Origin of the sequence: Streptomyces sp. NPDC050422, from assembly GCF_044458665.1 — a bacterium.
In the GTDB taxonomy this organism is placed as follows: Bacteria; Actinomycetota; Actinomycetes; order Streptomycetales; family Streptomycetaceae; genus Streptomyces.
In genome coordinates, this window is record NZ_JBITIE010000006.1 from 284767 (window position 1) to 305297 (window position 20531).

Sequence of the window (20531 nt, forward strand, 5' to 3'; positions counted from 1 at the left end):
GGAGACTAGAACCACACTTAACCCATCGGTCACAAGGCGTTCGTGATCAGGCAACACCACTCGGTCACAGTGAAGCCATGACTGATGTGACCTCCACGAAGAGTGCCCGCCGCCCCCACCACTGGCGGCGGGACCTCATCGAACTCGCCGCCCTGTTCACCGCGGTCGCCGTCGCCGACGCGATCGCCAACCTGATCGGACACCAGCCGGACGGCCCGTATCTGCTCATCGCCTCGGCCGTGGCACTCACCGCCACGGCCGCGTTCCACACCTGGTGGGCGCGCCGGCACAGTCACGCGCCACCGCCGGGTGCCGAAAGCGAGCCGGCCGTACACGGCGACGCCCCGTCGCTGGACTCCGCACCGGGCCGGACGGTGCTCTGGCGGATGCGGACCACCGTCCGGGACGCTCCCGGCAGCCTGGCCGCGCTCTGCATCGTGCTGGCGCGTCACCGGATCGACATCCTGACCCTTCAGACGCACCCATTGGCGGACGGCACGGTCGACGAGTTCCTGCTGCGCGCCCCCGCCACGCTGCCGGCCGCGCAGCTGACGCGGGCGATCTCCGAGGCCGGTGGCAGCTCCACCTGGATCGAGCGCGCCGACGCCCACGATCTGGTGGACGCCCCGACCCGGGTGCTCGGCCTCGCCACCCGTACCGCCCTGGACGCCGCCGAACTCCCCCTCGCCCTGCGTCAACTGCTCGGCCGGTGCACCATCCACTCGCTGCCCGCCGTGTCGATCTCCGGGCGTGCCACCGGTGAGACCGCACCCGTCGAAGGGGTGCTGGAGGAGACGGTGATGCGGCTGCGCGATCCGTCGGGCGGGGTCATCACCGTCGAACGCCCCTATCTCCCCTTCACTCCCACGGAGTTCGCCAGGGCGCGCGCCCTGGTCGAACTCGATGCGCGGCTCGGCCCCCGCATTCCGCGCAGCGAGCACGTGCTCACCCTTCCCGAGGGCAACGCGATCACCGTGCGCCGGGCGGACCGCGGCGACCTCGAAGCGGCCAGGGCCATGCACGACCGCTGCTCGGAGCAGACCCTGCGGCTGCGCTACCACGGACCTGTCCGCGATGCCGACCGCTATCTCGAGCACCTGCTGAGCCCGCGCTTCGGGCGCACCCTCGCCGTGCAGACAGCCTCCGGCCGGACGGTGGCCCTCGGCCATCTCCTCTGGGACGGCGACGAGACCGAGGTCGCCCTGCTCGTCGAGGACGACTGGCAGCGACGCGGCATCGGCTCCGAGCTGCTGGGCCGCCTGGTGGCGCTCGCCGTCGAGGCGGGCTGCGAGAGCGTCTACGCCGTCACCCAGGCATCGAACACCGGGATGGTCGCCGCCATGCGCGCACTCTCGCTGCCGCTCGACTACCAGATCGAGGAGGGCACGCTCGTGATCACCGCCCGGCTGGGCGCGACTCCGGTACGCTCCCTGCCGCCGTACGAGCAGGCAGAGCGCTGACCACCTGGCGTACGGGTTCCTCGCCGCTCAGCGCCTGGCACAGATCGGCCCAGAGGTCTTCGACGTCCTCCAGCCCGACCGACATGCGCAGCAGCCGGTCGCCGACCCCCGAGGACTGCCGGTCTCCCTCGTCCACGATGCGGTGGCTGATGGAGGCCGGGTGCTGGATCAGGGTGTCCACACTGCCGAGACTGACCGCGGGCGTGATCAGCCGTACCGCGGCGATCACCCGGTGCGGGTCCCCGTACACCTCGAAGGAGACCATCGCGCCGCCCAGTTCCGGGTAGTGGACACGGGCGATCCGCGGGTCGGCGGAGAGCCGGCGGGCGAGTTCCGCGGCGTTCGCCGACGCGGCCCGGACGCGCACCGGCAGCGTGGCGAGCCCACGCAGCAGCAGATATCCCGCCATCGGGTGGAGGACCCCGCCGGTAGCGAAGCGCACCTGCCGCAGCCGGGCGGCGAACTCCTCGTCGCAGGCGACGATGCCGCCCATCACATCGCCGTGGCCGCCCAGGTACTTCGTCGCGCTGTGCAGCACGATCCGGGCCCCGTGCTCGACGGGCCGCTGGAGAATCGGAGTGGCGAAGGTGTTGTCGACCAGCAGCGGCACCGAGCCGCAGGAGTGGGCGACCGCGCGGATGTCCACCTCGGCGAGCGTCGGATTGGCGGGTGTCTCGACGATCACCAGGCCCGTGTCGGGGCGGATCGCCTCGGCGATGCCCGCCGGGTCCGTCCACGTCACCTCCGTGCCGAGGAGCCCGGCACCCAGGAGATGGTCGCTGCATCCGTAGAGCGGGCGGACGGCCACCACATGGCGCAGGCCCATGCTCGCGCGGGCCAGCAGGACGGCGGTGAGCGCGGCCATCCCGCTGGCGAACGCCACGGCACTCGCGGTCCCTTCGAGCCGGGCCAGGGCCGTCTCGAAACGCGCGGTGGTCGGGTTGTCGAGCCGTGCGTAGACGGGTGGCCCGTCGAGCCGGGCGCCGGTGGCGGCGAAGGAGTCGATCCGCTCCGCCTCGCCCCTGGAGTCGTACGAGGGGTAGGTGGTGGACAGGTCGATCGGCGGGGCGTGCAGGCCGAGAGCCGCGAGGTCGTCGCGTCCGGCGTGCACGGCTTCGGTGGCCGGCGCCCGGTACGGGGGTGTCGTCGGGGGCGCCATCGAGGATTCGGTGTCCATGCCCCTACTCTGAACACTGACCGGAACAGATGGACACATGCCCGTGCTACGTTCGGCGAATGACCGATTCCGTCGCTCTCGACACGGTGGATCTGCACATTCTGCGGCTGCTGCAGAACGATGCCCGGACCACCTACCGCGAACTGGCGGCCGAGGTCGGGGTCGCCCCTTCGACCTGTCTGGACCGGGTCACCAGGCTGCGCCGCACAGGGGTCATCCTCGGCCATCAGCTGCGGCTTGACCCGGCCAGGCTGGGCCGCGGTCTGGAGGCGCTCCTGTCCGTGCAGGTCCGGCCGCACCGCCGGGAACTCATCGGCCCGTTCGTGGAACGGATCAGGACGCTGCCGGAGTCCCGTGCGCTCTTCCATCTGACCGGCCCCGACGACTACCTGGTCCATGTGGCGGTGACCGACACCGCCGATCTGCAGCGTCTGGTCCTGGACGAGTTCACCTCGCGGCGCGAAGTGGCCCGCGTGGAGACGCGGTTGATATTCCAGCAGTGGGAATGCGGTCCTCTGCTGCCGCCCTCCCCCCGGACGTCCGAAGCCGGACCGGGTCAGGCCCATGGTGTCGATTGATAGTGACGCGGAGGCCCTCCGCGTACGAGGATGTCCACATGTCAGACTCTCCGAGCAGCGCGCTGCCCCGCCAGGTCGCCGACACCTATGTCGACGCATTTATCGAACTCGACCCGATCTCCGGCACCTATCTGGGTGTCGCGGAGAGCTCGCGCCGCCTTCCCGACTTCTCCCCCGCCGGCCAGGAAGCACTGGCCGGTCTCGCCCGCACCACCCTCGCGCGGCTCGACCGCGCGGAGCAGCTGCCCGGCGCGGCCGACGACGCCGAGCGCCGTTGCGGCCGTCTGCTGCGTGAGCGCCTGACGGCGGAACTCGCCGTCCACGAGGCCGACGAGGCGCTGCGGGCCGTCTCCAACCTGCACTCCCCGGTCCACTCGATCCGTGAGGTGTTCACGGTGACGCCCACGGAGACGGACGAGGACTGGACGGCCGTCGTCGAGCGCCTCAAGGCCGTCCCGGGCGCCCTGTCCGGCTACCGCGAGTCCCTCGCACTCGGTCTGGAGCGGAAGCTGTACGGGGGCCCGCGCGCCACCACCACCTTCATCGACCAGCTCGACGAGTGGGTCGGGAACGGTACGACGGGGTTCTTCCAGGACTTCGCCGCCGCCGGCCCGGACGCGCTGCGCACCGAACTGGACGCCGCCGCCGCGCAGGCCACCCGGTCGCTGGAGGAGCTGCGGCAGTGGATGCGGGACGTGTACGCCCCCGCGATCGAGGGCGCGCCGGACACGGTGGGCCGCGAGCGCTACGCCCGCTGGTCGCGCTACTTCAACGGCACCGACCTGGATCTCGACGAGGCGTACGCGTACGGCTGGTCGGAATACCACCGGCTGCTCGCCGAGATGCGGACCGAGGCCGAGAAGGTGCTGCCGGGCGCAGGTCCCTGGGAGGCGCTGGCCCATCTCGATGTGCACGGCAAGCACATCGAGGGCGTCGACGAGGTCCAGGCGTGGCTGCAGGGCCTGATGGACGAGGCGATCGAGGCCCTGGACGGTACGCACTTCGAACTGGCCGAGCGGGTCCGCAAGGTGGAGTCCCGCATCGCCCCGCCCGGCGGCGCCGCGGCGCCGTACTACACGGGTCCGTCCGAGGACTTCTCGCGGCCCGGGCGCACCTGGCTGCCGACGATGGGCGAGACCCGGTTCCCGGTGTACGACCTGGTCTCCACCTGGTACCACGAGGGCGTGCCCGGCCATCACCTCCAGCTGGCCCAGTGGGCCCATGTGGCCGAGAGCCTCTCGCGCTACCAGGCATCCATCGGCATCGTCAGCGCCAACGCCGAAGGCTGGGCGCTGTACGCGGAGCGGCTGATGGACGAGCTGGGATTCCTGCCCGACGCCGAGCGCCGGCTGGGCTACCTGGACGCCCAGATGATGCGGGCCTGCCGGGTGATCGTGGACATCGGCATGCACGCGGAGCTGGAGATCCCGGCCGATTCGCCGTTCCACCCCGGTGAGCGGTGGACGCCGGACCTGGCCCAGGAGTTCTTCGGCAGCCACAGCGGCCGGCCCGCCGACTTCGTGGAGAGCGAGCTGACCCGCTATCTCTCGATGCCGGGCCAGGCCATCGGTTACAAGCTGGGCGAGCGCGCCTGGCTGCTCGGCCGGGAGAACGCCCGCGCCGCGCACGGGGACGCCTTCGACCTCAAGTCCTGGCACATGGCCGCCCTCTCCCAGGGCCCGCTGGGTCTGGACGACCTGGTCGACGAGCTGTCGAAGCTCTGACCGTGACGCCGGCCGGTCCCGGGCCCGGTGCCCGGGACCGGCCGGCCGGTGTCAGCACCCGCAGTCCGCGGATTCGTCGGGTGCGGTGAGCGGGTCGGCGGTACGCCGTTCACGCCCCTGCCAGGTCTCGAACTCGAAGCCCTCACGCGCCCAGTACTCGAAGCCGCCGAGCATCTCCTTGACCTGGTAACCGAGTTCGGCGAGGGCGAGCGCGGCACAGGTGGCGCCGTTGCAACCGGGCCCCCAGCAGTAGGTGACCACGGGCACGGCAGGGTCGAGCAGTTGCCGTGCCTGGTCAGCGATGAGCGCCGTCGGCAGATGTACGGCCCCGGGTACGTGCCCCTGGTCCCAGGACGCGGTGGAGCGGGAGTCGAGGAGTACGAAACCGGTGTCGCCGTCGGACGCCAGCGCCGCGGCGACGTCCGAGACATCGGCGTGGCAGGCGAGCGAGGCGCCGAAGTAGGCGGCGGCCGCGGCCGGTGCGGCGGGCGGAACGCGCAGTACGGGGTTGGTGGCGGTGCTGGCGGCGGTCTGCGTAGTCATGGTGAAAATCTACGAGCGGCGGTCGTTCGCCGGAAGACGAGTTCCCCGGCGCACCCCTTGATCCGCCGGGCAATCCCCTGTTTCCTCTTCCCATGACCGATTATTCCCCGGACGACACCGACTGGCGCATTCTCGACGTCCTGCAGCGCGAGGGACGGGCGACGTTCGCCGAGCTCGCGCGGGCCGTCTCGATGTCGTCGAGCGCCGTGACGGAGCGCGTGCGCCGGCTGGAGGAGGCCGGGATCATCGTCGGATACGCGGCGGTGGTCGACCCGGAGCGCCTCGGTCTGCCGGTTCTCGCCTTCGTACGGCTGCGGTATCCGAACGGCAACTACAAGCCGTTCCACGACCTCCTCGACACGACGCCGGAGATCGTGGAGGCCCATCACGTCACCGGTGACGACTGCTTCGTGCTGAAGGTGACGGCCCGTTCCATGAGGCATCTGGAAGCGGTCTCCGGGAAGATCGGCGCCCTCGGATCCGTCACCACCAGCGTCGTCTACTCCTCGCCGTTGCCGAGGCGGGCGGTCAGTCGCTGATTTCGTCCGCGGCGCGGTGGCGCACGGCCGATCCGTGCCGTTCCTTCACGACCTCCAGCTGGGCGGGGATGCGCCGGCGCAGATCGGCGACATGACTGACGATGCCGACGCTGCGGTCCCGTTCGCGCAGCGAGTCCAGCACGTCGAGCACCTCGTCGAGGGTCTGCTCGTCCAGGCTGCCGAAACCCTCGTCGATGAACAGGGTGTCCAGCCGTACGCCGCCCGACTCGTCGGTGACCACGTCGGCGAGACCGAGTGCCAGGGCGAGCGAGGCGAAGAACGTCTCGCCGCCGGAGAGCGTGGCCGTGTCGCGTTCGCGTCCCGTCCAGGCGTCGATGACGTGCAGGCCGAGTCCGGCCCGGCGGCCGCCCGTGCGGGCGTCGGAGTGGACCAGCTGGTAGCGGCCGGAGGACATCCGCCGGAGCCGGGCGGTGGCGGCCGCCGCCACCTGTTCGAGACGGGCCGCGAGGACGTACGACTCGAGCCTCATCTTGCGTTCGTTGTCGGCCGACGTGCCGGCGGTGAGACCGGCGAGCCGGGCGACCCGTTCGTACTCCTCGCGCACCGGCCCCAGGCCCCGCACGTCGTCGGCCGCACGGCGGGAGAGGCGGCCGAGTTCGGCGCAGCGCTCGCGTGCCGCCGCGAGGGCCGTCGAAGCGTCCCTCAGCAGGCGCTCCGCCGTGTCGTACACCCGCTGCGCGGCGTCCGGCGCGGCCGGGGCGCGGTCGGCGGCGGCACGGGCTCCGGTCTCGGCGAGCCGGTCGGCCACAGCGGACGCCTCGGCCTGCCAGGCGTCGATGCGGTGCTGGAGCGCACGCTGTCCGGAGTCGGCGAGCAGGGTGTCCGCCGCGGCCTGCGGTGTGTCGAAGCCGGCCCGGAAAGCAGCGTCCGCGAGCCGGTCATCGGCCTCCTTGAGCCGCGCTGCCGCGTTCTCCTCCTCGCGCACCGTCGTGGCCGCCTCGACGAGCAGGGTGACCCGGTTCTGCAGGAGGGCGGCGTGTTCGGTGACGCTGCCCGACTCGCCGCGTGCGTGTGACAGGACCTCTGCCAGGGACTCCTGTTCACCGTCGAGCCCCTCACGACGGGAAGTGCGGGCGGCGGCCCGTCGCTCGGCCTGCCGCCGGTCCTCGGTCCGCTGCGTCTGCTCCCGTTCGGCCGCCGCCAGGGCCTCGCGTGCGGCGTGCATCCCGGCGGCGGTCCGGTGCGCCTGCGCGTGCTCCCGGGTCAGCGTGTCCACGAGCGCGGTGAGCGCGGCGACCGACGGATCGGCCGTCCCGCCCGTGTCCGGGTCCGCCGCGCTGTCGGCGCCGGCCGCCTCCACGGCCTCGGCCCGGGCTGCCGCATAGTGTTCGCGTACGGCTCCGAGCGCGTGCTCCGCCTCGGTGCGGGCCTGCTCGGCACGCCGGTGGGCGGCCTCCGCGGCATCCTCCGTCGCCTGGTCGACGTGTCCGTCCCCGGCGCGGGCCGGCCGCGGGTGGTCGGCGGAGCCGCAGACCGTGCAGGCCTCGCCCTCGACGAGTTCCCGCGCGAGCTCGGCCGCGATGTCGCGCAGCCGCCGCTCGCGCAGGTCGAGCCAGTGCTCACGGGTGCCGAGGGCGTGCTCACGGGCCTTGCCGAGCCGGTCCTCGGCGCCGTCCGCCTCGGCCGCCAGCGCGTCCCGTCGGCGGGCCGCGTCCAGGCGTCGCCGGGCCGGGTCCAGCCGGCCGGCCAGCAGCTCGGAGCGGGTCGCGGCCTCCTGCGCCGCCTCGATACGGGCGAGCAGCCCGCTGCGGGTGGCCTCCCAGCCGGCCAGCCAGCCCTCGGCGTCGCGGATCAGTTCGTCGTCCGCCCGGGCCTGCCGCTCCAGCGCGGTGCGTTCGCTGTCGATCTCGGCACTGCGCCGCTCGGCGCGGCGCGCGGCGTCCAGTCCGCCGAGCTCCTCGCGCAGCCGGCGTTCCAGGGCCGACAGTTGCTCGGCACCGGCGTCGGCCAGGGTGTCCGGCAGCCGGGTCCGGGAGCGGTCGCGGGCAGCGCTCACTCGTCGGTACGTCAGCTCGGCCTCGTCGCGCAGTTCCAGTGCCGGGGCGACGCGGTCCGCCTTGCGGGCGCGCCTCAGCTGTTCCTGGGCGTCGTCGTGTGCGGCCCGGCCCGCTTCGGATGCGGCGGCGCGGCGGGCGGTCTCGGCGTACCGCTGCTGGAGTGCGGCCAGTTCCCGTTCGGCGTCCAGCGCGATCCGGGCGGCGCCCTGGCGGCTCTCGGCCGCCGCCACCACCGCACCGGCGATGTCGAGCCGCTCCCGGGCGCTGCCGCGGGCCGTCGCCGCCCATCCCAGTACGGCGTCCGCGAGCCCGGGTTCGCCGGGCTGGACCTGGGGCATCGGGGCTTCCTGCCCGGCCGGGCCGGCGGCCTGGGCGATCCGCTGGGCGAGGGCGAGGATCTGTTCGTCCCCGGCCCTGACCTGGTTCTCGGCGACCCGGCGAAGATCGGCGAGGCGCTCCTCGACGGCGGCGAAACGACGGGTGTCGAAGAGCCTGCCGAGCAGTTTGCCGCGCGCCTCCGCGTCGGCCCGCAGGAAGCGGGCGAAGTCGCCCTGCGGCAGGAGCACCACCTGGCAGAACTGCTCCCGGCTCATCCCGATGAGCTGGGTGATCTCCTCACCGATCTCCTGGTGCGAGCGGCTCAGCGCCTGCCAGCCCTGCTCGGGGTCGTATCCGCGCAGCCAGCTCTGCGCCTTCTCCGTGGTGTGGCCGCCGCCCCGCTTCTTGGGGCGGGGCTGGGCGGGGCGCCGGGTGATCTCCAGGCGGCGCCCGCCGACGGTGAGTTCGAGCCGGACCTCGGTGGGCAGGTCCGCGGGTGCGTGGTCGCTGCGCAGCGAGGTTCCGGGGCTCTGCCGGGCACCGGGAACGGCCCCGTACAGGGCGTAGCAGACGGCGTCGAGGACCGAGGTCTTGCCGGCGCCGGTCGGTCCGTGCAGCAGGAAGAGCCCGGCCGCCGAGAGTGCGTCGAAGTCGATCTCCTGGGTGGCGCCGAACGGGCCGAAGGCGGTGATGTCGAGCCGGTGGAGCCTCATCGGTTCACCTCGCGCACGCCGTCGTCGACCCGTACGTGGTCGAAGGCGCCGCGCAGCACGGTGCGCTCATGTTCGTCGGTGCCGTACCCGCCGCGGACGTGGGCCACGAAGTCCTCCGCGATGCTCTGGTCGTCGCGTCCCCGCAGCCGCTGGGCGTAGGAGGTGTGCGGGTCGTCGGGTGCCCGGTCCGGTTCGAGTACGAGGCTGAGCGTGTGCGGGAAGCGCTCGACGAGCCGGGCCATGGGTTCGGCCGGCCGAACAGGGTCGGTGAGGGTGGCCTCGACCCAGGAGTGTTCGTGCCGGTCGAGGGCGGGGTCGTCCAGGAGGGCGTCCAGCCTGCCGCGGAGCCGGGCGAGGGGGCGGGGCACCGGGCAGTCGATCCGTTCTGCGGCGATCGCGCCCGTGGCGTCGAGGTCGATCAGCCACATCGTCTTGCGGTGGTGGACCTCCGAGAAGGAGTACGCGAGGGGGGAGCCGGAGTACCGGACGCGTTCAGCGACGGTCTGGCAGCCGTGGAGGTGGCCCAGCGCCACGTAGTCGACACCGTCGAAGACCCCGGCGGGGACGGCCGCCACTCCGCCGACGGTGATGTCGCGCTCGCTGTCGCTCGGCTCGCCGCCCGCGACGAAGGCGTGGGCGAGGACCACGGACCGGGTGCCGTCCGGCCGCTGGGCGAGATCGGCGCGAACGCGGTCCATGGCGGCCGTCAGCACGGCTTCGTGTCCGGCGCGCTCCGCCTTGAACACGTCCTTGACCAGGGCGGGTTCGAGATACGGGAGGCCGTAGAACGCCACGTCGCCGTGCGCGTCCGGAATGACGACGGGGGTGGCGCAATGGGCCGGGTCGGTCCGCAGGTGGATACCGGCCCGGCCGATGAGCCCCGCGCCGACCCCCAGCCGGCGGGCCGAGTCGTGGTTCCCGGAGATCATCACGGTGGGCACACCGGCGGCGGCGAGCCGGTGCAGTGCGTCATCGAAGAGCGCCACGGCGAAGAGCGGCGGGACCGCCCTGTCGTACACGTCACCCGCGACGAGCACGACGTCGACCTCGTGCTCGCGCACGGTGGCGACCAGGTGGTCGAGGTAGGCGGCCTGCGCCTCGTGCAAGGAGACCCGGTGGAACGAACGGCCCAGGTGCCAGTCCGATGTGTGCAAAATCCTCAAGAGCCGGCTCCGACCTGCATGTTTCGCTTCCTCGTCCCCCGGGTCCTGACCGGCCGCGCACCGGGCCGGCTCCGGGCCCCGGTGCAGGCGCCTGCCACGCCTGCGCGCCCCTGCCCCTGCTCCCTCACGCACCACAGTCTCCCACCACCGGATGCGCCGCCGGGGCCCGAGCCGGGAAGAGAGCCCCGTCTCCCGGCGCCGGGCCGGTCCGCTCAGGCGTCCCCGTACGCCTCCGCACCCAGTTCCAGTTCCGCCTCGCCCGCCGTCGCGTCGGCCAGCCAGCGGCGGAACTCCTCGACCTCGGCATCCGGCAGCCCGATCTCGATGGTCACCGCCTCCGCGTACCGGACCTCGCGCACGCTGCGTCCGGTGGCCCGCAGTTCGTTCTCCAGCCGTCCGGCGCGCTGATGGCCGACGGTGACCGTCGCGATCCGGAACCGCTGCCGGGTGAGGGTGCCGAGGGCGTCGAGGGCCTCGCCGACCACTCCCCCGTACGCCCGGATCAGCCCGCCGGCACCAAGTTTCACCCCGCCGTAGTAGCGGGTGACGACCGCGACGACGTACCGCATCTCGCGGCGGGTGAGCATCTGCAGCATGGGGACGCCGGCGGTGCCTCCCGGCTCGCCGTCGTCACTGGCCTTCTGCACGGAGGCGTCGGCGCCGATCACGTACGCGAAGCAGTTGTGCGAGGCGGTCGGGTGTTCCCTGCGGATGCGTGCGACGAAGTCCTGTGCCTCCTGCTCGGTGGCGGCGGGGGCGAGCGCGCAGATGAAGCGTGATCGATTGATCTCGGTCTCGTGCACGCCCGCGCGGGCGACTGTCCGGTACTGCTCCTGCATCGGGCCAGCCTATGCGCAGCCGCGGGAACGGTCCGGATCCGGCAGGGGACGGCGCCCGTCCCTCCCACGGCGGAGCGGGTGCACGGTGAGGACGGCTACGCCTCACGGTCGGCGATCCCGGTGTGGGTCGGGCCACTGCCGATGAGGGTGAGCACTTCGCCCTCCCGGCCTGTGATGCCGCCAGGGCGGCGTGGTGACTTCGCGGCCGGGTTCGCCACTCGGGGCCCCTGCCGTTCGGAAGATCGGGCCCAACCTGTCGTCATCTGTCGGCATCTGTCGTCAAACCCTGTCGCGGGCCACCGCGACCGCATCTGCCTCGGGCAGATCCTGCACACCCGGGGACGACAGAGAGAGCACGGCGACGCCGATGCCCTGGTCGTCCATGTGGGCCAGCCGCGGGCTCGCCGACCTCGTGCAGGTTCTTGGCGCTGGGGTTCTCGCCGAACCCGCGAGCGGGGATCCGCGGCGATCCGGCCCGCTGGTACGCGTCATGGACGGCGGCACCACGACGGTCTCTTCCACCTCGGTGATCCGCAAACGGTCGGACTTGACAGTTCTCCTCACATGGAGTGTTTCCAATGGAACCCTTTCAACAGTACCGTCGATACTTTTGATGGCAACGCGAGGGCGATACCAGCGATAGCACCCGGGCTCCGGCGGCGCTATCGTTGCTTCCATGCCTGTTGAACCGCCTCACCCAACCCCCACCCGGCGCGCTGCGGTGCCCGCCACCGCCGCACGAGAACAGACGCGCCGCCGGATCATCGAGGCCGCGTCCGACCTGCTGGAGCAAGGGGGCCGCGACTCGGTCACCACCCGGGCGGTCGCTGACGCCGCCGGACTGCAACCGCCCGCCCTTTACCGGCTGTTCGGCGACAAGGAGGGCCTGCTGGATGCAGTGGCCGAGCACGGTTTCACCCGGTTCCTGGCAGCCAAGCAGCAGATCAAATCCTCGCCTGACGACCCGGTCAAGGAACTGCGCGTCGGCTGGGACACCGTGGTCGAGTTCGGACTGGCCAACCCCGCGCTGTACACGCTGATGTACGGCGAGCCCGCCCGGTCCACGACCGTCTTCCGGATCGGCCTCGAACACCTCATGGACAAAATCCGTCGCATCGCCGCCGCGGGACTCCTGCGCACGGAAGAGGGACTCGCGGCCCAGATCGTCCATGCCACCGCCAGCGGCGCCATCCTGACCTGGCAGTCCGTCCCCGAGCCCGAGCGAGACACCGCGCTCCTTGTCGCCCTGCGCGAATCGATGATCACCACCATCACCACCCAGGAACCGGCTGTTGAGGAACCGGGGCCGGGCGGCGCCGCCCGGGCCTTGCGCGCAGCACTGCCTGGCCAGAACGCCCTCAGCCAGGCCGAACAACAACTTCTGACGGAATGGCTCCAGCGACTGTCCGCATAGCCGCTCCCCACGACCGGCCTCACGTCCATGATCGTCGGCTTGGCGGTGACCGCTCCACCAAGGCCGATTCCGAAACCGCGGTCCAGGCGAAGGGGCCCGATCTCCGGCCGCTCACCTGCGGGTCGCGACCAAGGGGCGCAGGGCACCGGCGGCCGGAGTGGAGGCGGTGAAGCTGACTCCTTACCCAGCGTCATGACTCGTGGGCATCCGTCCCGAACACGCGACACCGGAACGTGCGGGTTTACCCGTCCCGAGGCCGTTTACTGGTCAGGAGCATCCCCACTGATCAGGAGTCAGCCATGTATGGGTCACCGGAAACCGTGCGCAGGATACTCACCGGGCTGGGTGACACCTGGGCGATCGTCGGTCTGTCGTCCAACGAGAGCCGAGCCGCCTACCGGGTGGCGGATGTCCTGCGGCGCTACGGGAAGCGGATCGTGCCGGTGCATCCGAAGGCCGAAACCGTCCACGGCGAGCAGGGCTACCCCAACCTCGAATCGATTCCCTTCGCCGTCGATGTCGTCGACGTCTTCGTGAACAGCGACCTCGCCGGCCCCATCGCTGACCAGGCCGTCACCATCGGCGCCTCCGCCGTCTGGTTCCAGCTCGGCGTGGTCGACGAGAAGGCGTACGAACGCACCCGGGCGGCCGGGCTCGACATGGTCATGGACCGTTGCCCCGCCATCGAGATCCCCGCGCTGAACAACTGAGAGCACCGGGCGGTCGTATGTGCGGGGTATCTCACTCCGCTCGGGGCTGGGAGGATGGCCCGCTGTGAGTACTGCCCACGCCCCGAGCGTGTCCGCTGCCCCCCACAGCCGGGCCCGGCTGTCCGGACAGCTCGCCGCGCTCGGTGTCGAGCGCGGCGGCGTGCTGATGGTGCACGCGTCACTGAGCGCGGTGGGAGCGGTGGACGGCGGCGCGGACACGGTCGCCGCAGCGCTGCGGGGGGCGCTGGGCCCGGAGGGAACTCTCGTGGTGCCGTCCTTCACCCCGGAGAACTCCGACACCTCCCCGCAGTACCGCGCCGCGGTCCACGGCCTCGGCGAGCGTGAGCGGGAGACCGTACGCGCGGCGATGCCCGCCTTCGACCCGGCGATGACGCCCGCCCCGTCGATGGGCCGGCTCGCCGAAGCGGTGCGTCGCTCCCCCGGCTCCGTTCGCAGCGCGCATCCGCAGACCTCCTTCGCCGCCCTGGGCCCTTTGGCCGGCCACGTGGTGGCGGACCATCGCCCGGACTGCCATCTCGGCGAGGACTCCCCGCTGGCCCGCCTTCACGAACTGCGGGCGCAGATCCTGCTGCTCGGCACCGGATTCGGCTCATGCACCGCGTTCCATCTGGCGGAGTACCGCGTGCCGTCGCCGCCCCGTCGTACCTATCGCTGCGTGGTGCGAGGCAGCGGCGGACGCCGGTGGTGGGAGTACGAGGACGTGGCCCTGGACGACGGCGACTTCGCGGCGCTGGGTGCAGACTTCGAACGCTCGGAACACGCCGCGGCTGTCCGCACCGCCCCGGTCGGCTCCGCGACGGGCCGCCTGTTCCGCTTCCCGGCAGCGGTCGCCTTCGCCACACGGTGGCTACCGGCGCACAGAGGAGCGCAAGGGGAGCAAGGGGCGCACTCCTAACGGCGCTTCGCGCCCGCGCGGCAACCTCCTGGTCGGTGCATCTATATCCAACTCCCCCTGCGACACTCATACTTACCGCGTATCGGCCCCGAGGGGAAGGCACCGGATGGAGCAGCTGATCCACACCGAGGACGGCCGGGATCTGGCCGTGGAAAGCTTCGGAAACCCGCACGGCAGACCGGTGTTCCTGCTCCACGGCACCCCGGGCAGCCGGCTCGGGCCGGCGCCGCGGGGGGCGGTGCTCTACCGGCTGGGCATCCACCTCATCGCGTACGACCGTCCCGGCTACGGCTCGTCCGACCGGCTGCCCGGTCGTTCCGTGGCCCATGTCGCGGCCGACGTCGTGACCATCGCCGACGCCCTCGGCATCGGCAAGTTCGCGGTGGTGGGGCGGTCGGGCGGGGCGCCGCACGCGCTCGCGTGCGCCGCCCTGCTGCGGGGCCGCGCCGCCCGCACGGCGGCCCTGGTCGGGCTGGCGCCCCGCGATGCGCAGGGGCTCGACTGGTTCGAGGGGATGACCGAGTCGAATGTCCGTGAGTACATCAACGCCGCGGCGGGGCGCGGCAGGCTGACCGCCGCGCTGGAACGCCGATCGGCGTCGATCCGGGCGGATCCGATGGGTTCGGTCGTGGACATGCACCGCGGGCTGTCGGCGTCGGACCGCGGGATCGTGTCCGACACCGGCATCCGCGCCATGCTGGTGCGCAACTTCGCCGAGGGGCTGCGCAGTTCCGCCGACGGGTGGGTCGACGACGTCATGTCCTTCAGCAGCGACTGGGGGTTCCGGCCCGAGGACATCGCCTCGCCCGTGCTCCTGTGGCACGGCGAGGACGATGTGTTCGCACCGGCGCAGCACACCCGCTGGCTCGGCGAGCGCATCCCCGGGGCGGAGACAGTGGTGGAGCGCGGCGCCGCGCACTTCGGCGCGTTGCGCGTCCTCACCCGTGTACTCGGCTGGGTCACGAGATGACCGGCCGGCCGCGCCCTTCGCCGGCGAGGTGGCCGGCCGGTACCGGCCGGCCACCTCGCCGCTTGAGCGGGTTCAGACCGGCTGCGGCTCCAGATCGCGGTTGATGCGCCGCCAGGCGCGGGCCGCCACCGCGATCGGATGGTCCATGCCCAGGTGCTCGACGGCCAGCGCCACGACTTCCGCCCGCAGCCGCTCGGCCTCCCTCTCACGGTCCATGGAGCGCAGGGTGACGGCCAGGTTGGAGCGGCAGGCCAGCACATCGGGGTGCGCCGGACCGTACCGGTCCAGCAGGCCGTCGAGAGCGGCCCGCTCCCAGCGCTCCGCCAGTTGCGGCCGGTTCAGGTCACCGTAGGCATTGGCCAGGTTGATGGCTGCGCAGAGGGTGAAGGGGTGCCGTCCTCCCAGGCTGGTCTCCAGTGCGGTCCTGACCTCCTCCCCGGCCTCCGCCGCGGACCGGGCCGCGCCCATGCCCCGCAGATAGATGGCGACGTTGTTGCGGCAGGCCAGTGTGAACGGATGGTCCTCGCCCAGAGTGGCCCGGTATCCGTCGAGCGCCTGCTGGGCCAGGTCCAGAGCCGCCTGCTTGTCGCCGACCGCGGAGAAGTCCGCTGCGAGGTTCAGCCCGCAGGCGAGCGCGTCGGGCACCTTCGTGCCGTACCTCTCGCGGTAGCGGTTGTACGTCTCCTCCGTCAGGAGCTTCGCCTCGTGCGGGTGGCCCGCCTTGCGCAGGGAGACGGCCAGGCTCTTGGCGGTGCGCAGCGCTTCGGGCACGTCCGCGTTGAGGACCCGCTCGAAGGCCGCCTTGACCTCACGGAGGATCTGGACCGAGGACTCGTACTCCCCGGTCTCCCGCAGGTCGCGTCCCAGGTGCCCCTTGGTCGTCAGGGTGTACGGGTGGTCCTCGCCGAGCAGAGTGCTGCGGCGCTCCACGGTGAGGTCGTCGAGCCTGCGCGCCGCTTCGCTGTCGCCCGTGAGCCGGTAGTCGATGGCGAGGTTGTGGGCGGCGACGAGGGTGCGCGGGTGGTTGTCCCCGAAGGTCTCACGCATCACATGGTGGATCTTCTGGTCCCGTTCCAGTGCCTCGTCGAACCGGCCGAGGGCCCTGAGGTCCGCCGCCAGGCTGCCGGTGGTGATGAGCAGGCTGGGATGGTCCTTGCGCAGCAGACGGGTCTGCCGGGCGAGGGTGTCCTCGTCCATCCGGCGAGCCTCCTGGTACCTGCCCTGGGCGCGCAGGGCGTTGGCCAGCTCGAAGCGCAGGTTCAGTGTCTGCAGGTCGTCCTCGCCCAGTTCCTGGGTCCAGGTCTTGTTGAGCTGGGTGCCCAGCGCCCTGGCGCTCTCCAGTTCACCGCGCTTGAGGAGGTAGCGGATGCGGTCGACCATCAGCTGCCGGGCCTCGGCCTCGTCGCAGTCGGCGACACCCGACGGCCCCAGGTGCGGCCAGATGAGTTCGAAGGCCGGCCAGCTCCTGGGGTCGTTCACCGGGTTGTCCTGGTCCGCGCCCTGCGGCGGCCGGGCCTCGGCGAGGATGCGGTGCACCTCGTGGACGGCCGTGTCCCGCTCCTCGGGCGACAGCCCGGCACGGACCGCTGCCTGGACGAGCCGGTGGACCTGGATGCTGCTGTCGGCCGGGTCCACCTTGGCCAGGGCGAAGCGGTTGAGCGCCTGGATGACCCGCCCCAGCATGTATCGCTCGCGGAGATCGGAGTCGTACGGGAGGAGCGAGCGGAACATCGAGTCGCTGCCGATGAGCGTCATCGATATCGGTTCGGCGGAGAAGAACGAGCACAGTTCCAGCAGCCGGACCGCCGCCTTGGACTCCTTGCGCAGCCGGGCGATGGAGATGTTCCAGGTGGCGCCGATCTGGAGGGCGTAGTCCTCGGGTGTGCCGAGGGAGAGGACCTTGGTGCTCTGCTCCCTGAGCTGTTCGACGTAGGCGTCGACGGGCGTCGCGGTCTCGGCCAGCCAGGCCGCGGCGACCTCCACCGCCAGCGGCAGGTCGCCGACGGCCTCGGCCACCCGGTCCGCGTCCCTGGCCGGCAGTTTGCGCACCCTGCGGCACAGGTGCTCCACGCTCTCCGACCGGGTGAAGACCTCGACCTCCACCGGCTCCACGCGGCTGGAGGCCGGCTTGTTGCGGCAGGTGGCGAGAACGTGACCGTAGAGACCTCCGGTGAGCGGTCCGGTCTCGTCGGGAAAGAGTTCCAGTGCCTTGTCGAGGTCCTCGACGTTGTCGAAGATGATTAGCCAGCGCGCGTACGGCACTCCGCTGCGCAGCGCCTGGAGCGCCGCCTTGGCCGCCTCGGCGACCACGTCGCCGGCGCGCAGGTCCATCTGTGCGGCGAGTTCCGCCAGGGACGACACCACCCGGTCGGGCTGCTCGGCCTCGACCCACCACACCAGGTCGTAGTCGGCCCGGAACCGGTGCGCGTACTCCCGAGCCACCTGCGTCTTGCCGACGCCGCCGAGCCCGTAGAGGACCTGCGGCAGGTGCTGCGCGGTGCGGCTGCTGCCGCGTAACTGGTCGCGCAGCCGCACCAGTACGGATGCGCGGCCGGTGAACTCCGCGTGCCGGGGCCGTACGTTCCACACCCCGGGGACCGTGCCGGGGAAGCGCGGGCCCCCGGGTGCGGCCGGTGTCGTGTCGGCGGCCTCGGCCCGGTCGAGCGCCGCCAGTACGGCGACGGTGGCCTCGCGTTCGTCCAGCCGCGCGACATCGACGATGCCCCTGCTGTTGAGCGGCATGGTCAGCCGGACGTCACTGATCCGGACCGGGACGAGCTGCCGCCGGCTCCCCGAGGGGTCGAGCCCCAGGGCGGACTCCCACAGGCTGCGGGCACGGCGCGAGTTCTGGTAGGCCTGGGAGATGACGGGGACGACGCGGAAGGCACCGGCCGCCGCCCACTCCGCATCGTTCCAGGCGGTGTGGGAGCTGCGCACGTCCACGGGCATGACGTGGAACCCGGCGCGGGTGAGGACGGCCTCCAGCCAGTCCGCCCACATCTGGTCCTCCGCCACATGAGTGAGGACGATGTTGGACGGCGGTACGGGCCTGCGCCGGGTGTAGGCCGCCACGTAGGCGAGGCGTTCCGATTCGTCCATCGCGGGCAGCGCGGTGACCCGGCCCTCGGTGAGCACCGCGGTCAGCCGCTCGCAGGAGGTGAGCATGGAGCTCGATATGTTCGGGGCGTCCCCGAACGTGGCGAGGATCTCCTCGTAGGCGTAGAAGGGCCGGTAGGGGATCTCCACCGTGCCCCAGTAGTTGGCCAGTTCGTCGTTGGCCAGGCCGCTGGGGAAGCCGGGAAAGCTCTCCCTGGCCAGCGCGCGCCCCGCGTCGGCCTTCTCCTTCTCCCCGTCGTCGATGCGCATCGGCACGGGCAGGATGCGTATGTGTTTGTCGTGGAACCGCTCCTCGATGTCGCGGGCCACGGCGGACGCGCCCTCGATGCTCTGGTCGCTCAGGGTGAAACAGACCACCAGCACCTGGGGCATCTGGACGGTGCAGATGTCGGCGATGTCGCTCAGTCCGGTCCGGCTGTCGATCAAGGTGAAGTCATAGTGTCTCTGCATGTCGGCCCGCATGGCGTCAAAGAACTGGCCGCCCCCGTAGCGTTCGTAGAAATCGTCCCAGTCCATCCGGCCGACGGTCGATGAATAGTCCCGGTTACGGCGTCCGGCAGACAGGAAATCAAGACTACCGCCGTGTTGGAAGGCCCAGTTCAGGGAGGTGGCGTGCGGCCTCACCCGCGCGTATTCACGGTGCCATTCCGGATCACGCGCCGCGGGCCTGCGCGCCTCTTCCTGGTATTCGGTGATCAGATTGATGAGCCCGGGTGTGGCGGCCAGGTCGGAGAGATCGAGAAAGGGATGGAAGAAGCGGTGCAGGCCGGGGGCTTCGAGATCCCAGTCGACGACGAGTACGCGATAGCCGTTCGCGGCGAGGATCCACGCCGTGTTGGCCAGCGCCATGGTGCGGCCGGTTCCGCCTTTGTAGGAGTAGAAGGTGACGACGGTGCCGTCACGGTTCTCGGTCATCTGCTGGGTCCTCCCCCTCGGGGGCGTCACCGTCACCGGGATCGCCCGCGTCGTGGCCCGTACCGATAACGGGTAGTGCGGAATTGCTGGTTCCGTAGCCCACGCCGTCGATCAGCAGTCGCGGCATCGCGCCGCTCGGGCCCTCGGGCGGGAATGTCTCGGCGTGAGCGGCGTAGTGGCGCTCCGCGGCCTTCACCGCTCCCGGTAGTTCCTGGCTGAAAGCCTCCAGGGTGGGGACGCCCCCGCTGTGCGACCGATGGCCGAATTCCCCCTCGGGACCGGATTCGAGCACCCCCTCGAGCACGGCGCGCAGGTCGGCCTCCCGGTGGCCGGAGTCGGGGTCGTCCCTGTTCCACGGGACCATGACACTGATCCAGGGCCGGCCGTTCTCGCTCAGCCGTCTCAGCAACTCCTGGCGACGTGGGGTGTCCAGGGCCCACCGGTCCAGCAGCAGCAGCCCCGGAGCCTGCGGCCGTTCGGTACCGAGCAGTCGCTCCGACTCCGCCTCGAACTCCCCCACTCTCACCTGGTAGTCGAGATTGCGTACGAGGTCGACGGCGTGGTCGGCCAGCGGCCTGGAGGATTTCGGGTGGTACGGATTCCAGTCGCGCTGGGCCGGTCCGTAGCAGTCCGGCGCACGGCCCGCGGGCAGGTCGGAGCGGGAACAGGCCAGGACGGAGATCTCCATCTGCCGGGCCCTGCCGGGCGGTCCGAAGGCGCTCGGCACCGCCGCGTAGTCCTGCTGCGGGTCCCCTTCCGGCATCCGGCTCTGTTCCGCCACCTTCACTATCCGTTTGGCGAGCAGATACACGGCCCTTTCGTACTGGTCGCGCAGATAACGCAGTTTGATCAGCCCGTAGAAGCCCTCGTCGGCGTACTCCTCGCCGAAGGCGGCGTGATTGAACTGCAGCCGCTCCGCGGGCTGCGGAAGCTGCCTGGGCGGTACCGGAACCCAGAGCGCGGGCACGATGCCGGACATCTGGCCGCCGTTGCTGCGGGCCGCCTGATAGTGAACCGCGCGACTGGAGAACGCGTACCACTCCCGGCCGCACTGCTCGCTCAGGAAATAGCGCGGCGAGTAGAGCGGAACGAAGACCTTGCAGTACGCCAGGGCTTCGGACAGACGCTCCTGCCACCCCTCCCCGGGCTGCATCTGCTGATCCAGGAACCCGGCCGGCACCCCCGCGGGCAAGGACGTCAGCTGCAGAACGTGGGCGCACAGGTCCCGGTAGAATCTCTCGACCCAGAGATTCGGATCTTTGTCCTTCGGATCGTTCCTGGGTGTATGCGCATAGCTGAGGAAGAAGTACGGTCTGGGCTCATCTCCCTGTGCTCCGGCAGCTTCAAGATCCAACGTCTCCCCCGGTCCACGTGTGGGACCTCAGTCTAGGAAGTATCGAATCTTCGGCGGAACGGC

General features: G+C 71.4%; 15 protein-coding genes. 8 read left to right on the top strand and 7 right to left on the bottom strand.

Annotation, left to right across the window (positions count from 1 at the left end; all coding sequences use genetic code 11):
• Positions 1–77 precede the first annotated feature (77 nt).
• Entirely contained in the window at positions 78–1460 is a 1383-nt protein-coding gene (locus ACIBJG_RS11195; protein ID WP_399306936.1) for a GNAT family N-acetyltransferase, read from the top strand.
• On the opposite strand, the gene ACIBJG_RS11200 is transcribed toward ACIBJG_RS11195, so the two are convergent.
• Positions 1396–2637 (bottom strand): trans-sulfuration enzyme family protein, encoded by a 1242-nt coding sequence (locus ACIBJG_RS11200; protein WP_399306938.1) that lies wholly within the window; start codon positions 2635–2637, stop codon positions 1396–1398. The two genes, ACIBJG_RS11195 and ACIBJG_RS11200, sit on opposite strands and share 65 nt — an antisense overlap.
• Positions 2638–2696: 59 nt before the next feature.
• Between ACIBJG_RS11200 and ACIBJG_RS11205 the strand changes: the two genes are divergently transcribed.
• Complete coding sequence (locus ACIBJG_RS11205) at positions 2697–3215, top strand: Lrp/AsnC family transcriptional regulator (protein ID WP_399306941.1); 519 nt, start codon at positions 2697–2699, stop codon at positions 3213–3215.
• Between the two features lie 38 nt (positions 3216–3253).
• Positions 3254–4939, top strand: a complete 1686-nt coding sequence (locus ACIBJG_RS11210) for a DUF885 domain-containing protein (protein WP_399306944.1) — start codon at positions 3254–3256, stop codon at positions 4937–4939.
• A gap of 51 nt (positions 4940–4990) precedes the next feature.
• Here ACIBJG_RS11210 and ACIBJG_RS11215 read toward each other — a convergent pair whose 3' ends face one another.
• On the bottom strand, positions 4991–5482 hold the full coding sequence (locus ACIBJG_RS11215) for a rhodanese-like domain-containing protein (protein ID WP_399306946.1): 492 nt from the start codon (positions 5480–5482) through the stop codon (positions 4991–4993).
• Between the two features lie 92 nt (positions 5483–5574).
• Between ACIBJG_RS11215 and ACIBJG_RS11220 the strand changes: the two genes are divergently transcribed.
• Positions 5575–6021 carry an Lrp/AsnC family transcriptional regulator gene (locus ACIBJG_RS11220; protein ID WP_399306949.1) on the top strand — a complete coding sequence of 149 codons (447 nt, stop codon included), beginning with the start codon at positions 5575–5577 and terminating at the stop codon, positions 6019–6021.
• On the opposite strand, the gene ACIBJG_RS11225 is transcribed toward ACIBJG_RS11220, so the two are convergent.
• The 3 genes from ACIBJG_RS11225 to ACIBJG_RS11235 all read right to left on the bottom strand — a co-directional run bounded on the left by ACIBJG_RS11225 (position 6011) and on the right by ACIBJG_RS11235 (position 11072).
• Positions 6011–9070 (bottom strand): AAA family ATPase, encoded by a 3060-nt coding sequence (locus tag ACIBJG_RS11225; protein ID WP_399306951.1) that lies wholly within the window; start codon positions 9068–9070, stop codon positions 6011–6013. The genes ACIBJG_RS11220 and ACIBJG_RS11225 overlap by 11 nt on opposite strands.
• The gene (locus ACIBJG_RS11230; RefSeq protein WP_399306954.1) at positions 9067–10233 is read right to left on the bottom strand and encodes an exonuclease SbcCD subunit D; all 1167 of its coding nucleotides are present in this window, start codon (positions 10231–10233) and stop codon (positions 9067–9069) included. The genes ACIBJG_RS11225 and ACIBJG_RS11230 overlap by 4 nt, the downstream gene beginning before the upstream one ends.
• A gap of 212 nt (positions 10234–10445) precedes the next feature.
• A complete protein-coding gene (locus ACIBJG_RS11235; protein WP_399306957.1) occupies positions 10446–11072 on the bottom strand; it encodes a YigZ family protein in 627 nt (208 codons plus the stop codon).
• A 676-nt stretch (positions 11073–11748) separates the two neighbouring features.
• Between ACIBJG_RS11235 and ACIBJG_RS11240 the strand changes: the two genes are divergently transcribed.
• The 4 genes from ACIBJG_RS11240 (at position 11749) to ACIBJG_RS11255 (ending at position 15082) form a co-directional block, all read left to right on the top strand.
• A complete protein-coding gene (locus tag ACIBJG_RS11240) occupies positions 11749–12486 on the top strand; it encodes a TetR/AcrR family transcriptional regulator (protein WP_399306960.1) in 738 nt (245 codons plus the stop codon).
• 299 nt (positions 12487–12785) lie between these two features.
• Positions 12786–13196, top strand: coding sequence for a CoA-binding protein (locus tag ACIBJG_RS11245; protein ID WP_399306963.1), 411 nt, complete (start codon positions 12786–12788; stop codon positions 13194–13196).
• Between the two features lie 64 nt (positions 13197–13260).
• Positions 13261–14112 carry an aminoglycoside N(3)-acetyltransferase gene (locus ACIBJG_RS11250; RefSeq protein ID WP_399306965.1) on the top strand — a complete coding sequence of 284 codons (852 nt, stop codon included), beginning with the start codon at positions 13261–13263 and terminating at the stop codon, positions 14110–14112.
• 106 nt (positions 14113–14218) lie between these two features.
• Positions 14219–15082 carry an alpha/beta fold hydrolase gene (locus ACIBJG_RS11255; RefSeq protein WP_399306968.1) on the top strand — a complete coding sequence of 288 codons (864 nt, stop codon included), beginning with the start codon at positions 14219–14221 and terminating at the stop codon, positions 15080–15082.
• A 72-nt stretch (positions 15083–15154) separates the two neighbouring features.
• On the opposite strand, the gene fxsT is transcribed toward ACIBJG_RS11255, so the two are convergent.
• Together fxsT and ACIBJG_RS11265 are read right to left on the bottom strand one after the other, a co-directional pair.
• A complete protein-coding gene (fxsT, locus tag ACIBJG_RS11260; RefSeq protein ID WP_399306970.1) occupies positions 15155–19114 on the bottom strand; it encodes an FxSxx-COOH system tetratricopeptide repeat protein in 3960 nt (1319 codons plus the stop codon).
• Positions 19098–20468 carry a TIR-like protein FxsC gene (locus ACIBJG_RS11265; protein WP_399306973.1) on the bottom strand — a complete coding sequence of 457 codons (1371 nt, stop codon included), beginning with the start codon at positions 20466–20468 and terminating at the stop codon, positions 19098–19100. The genes fxsT and ACIBJG_RS11265 overlap by 17 nt, the downstream gene beginning before the upstream one ends.
• Between the last annotated feature and the right edge of the window lie 63 nt (positions 20469–20531).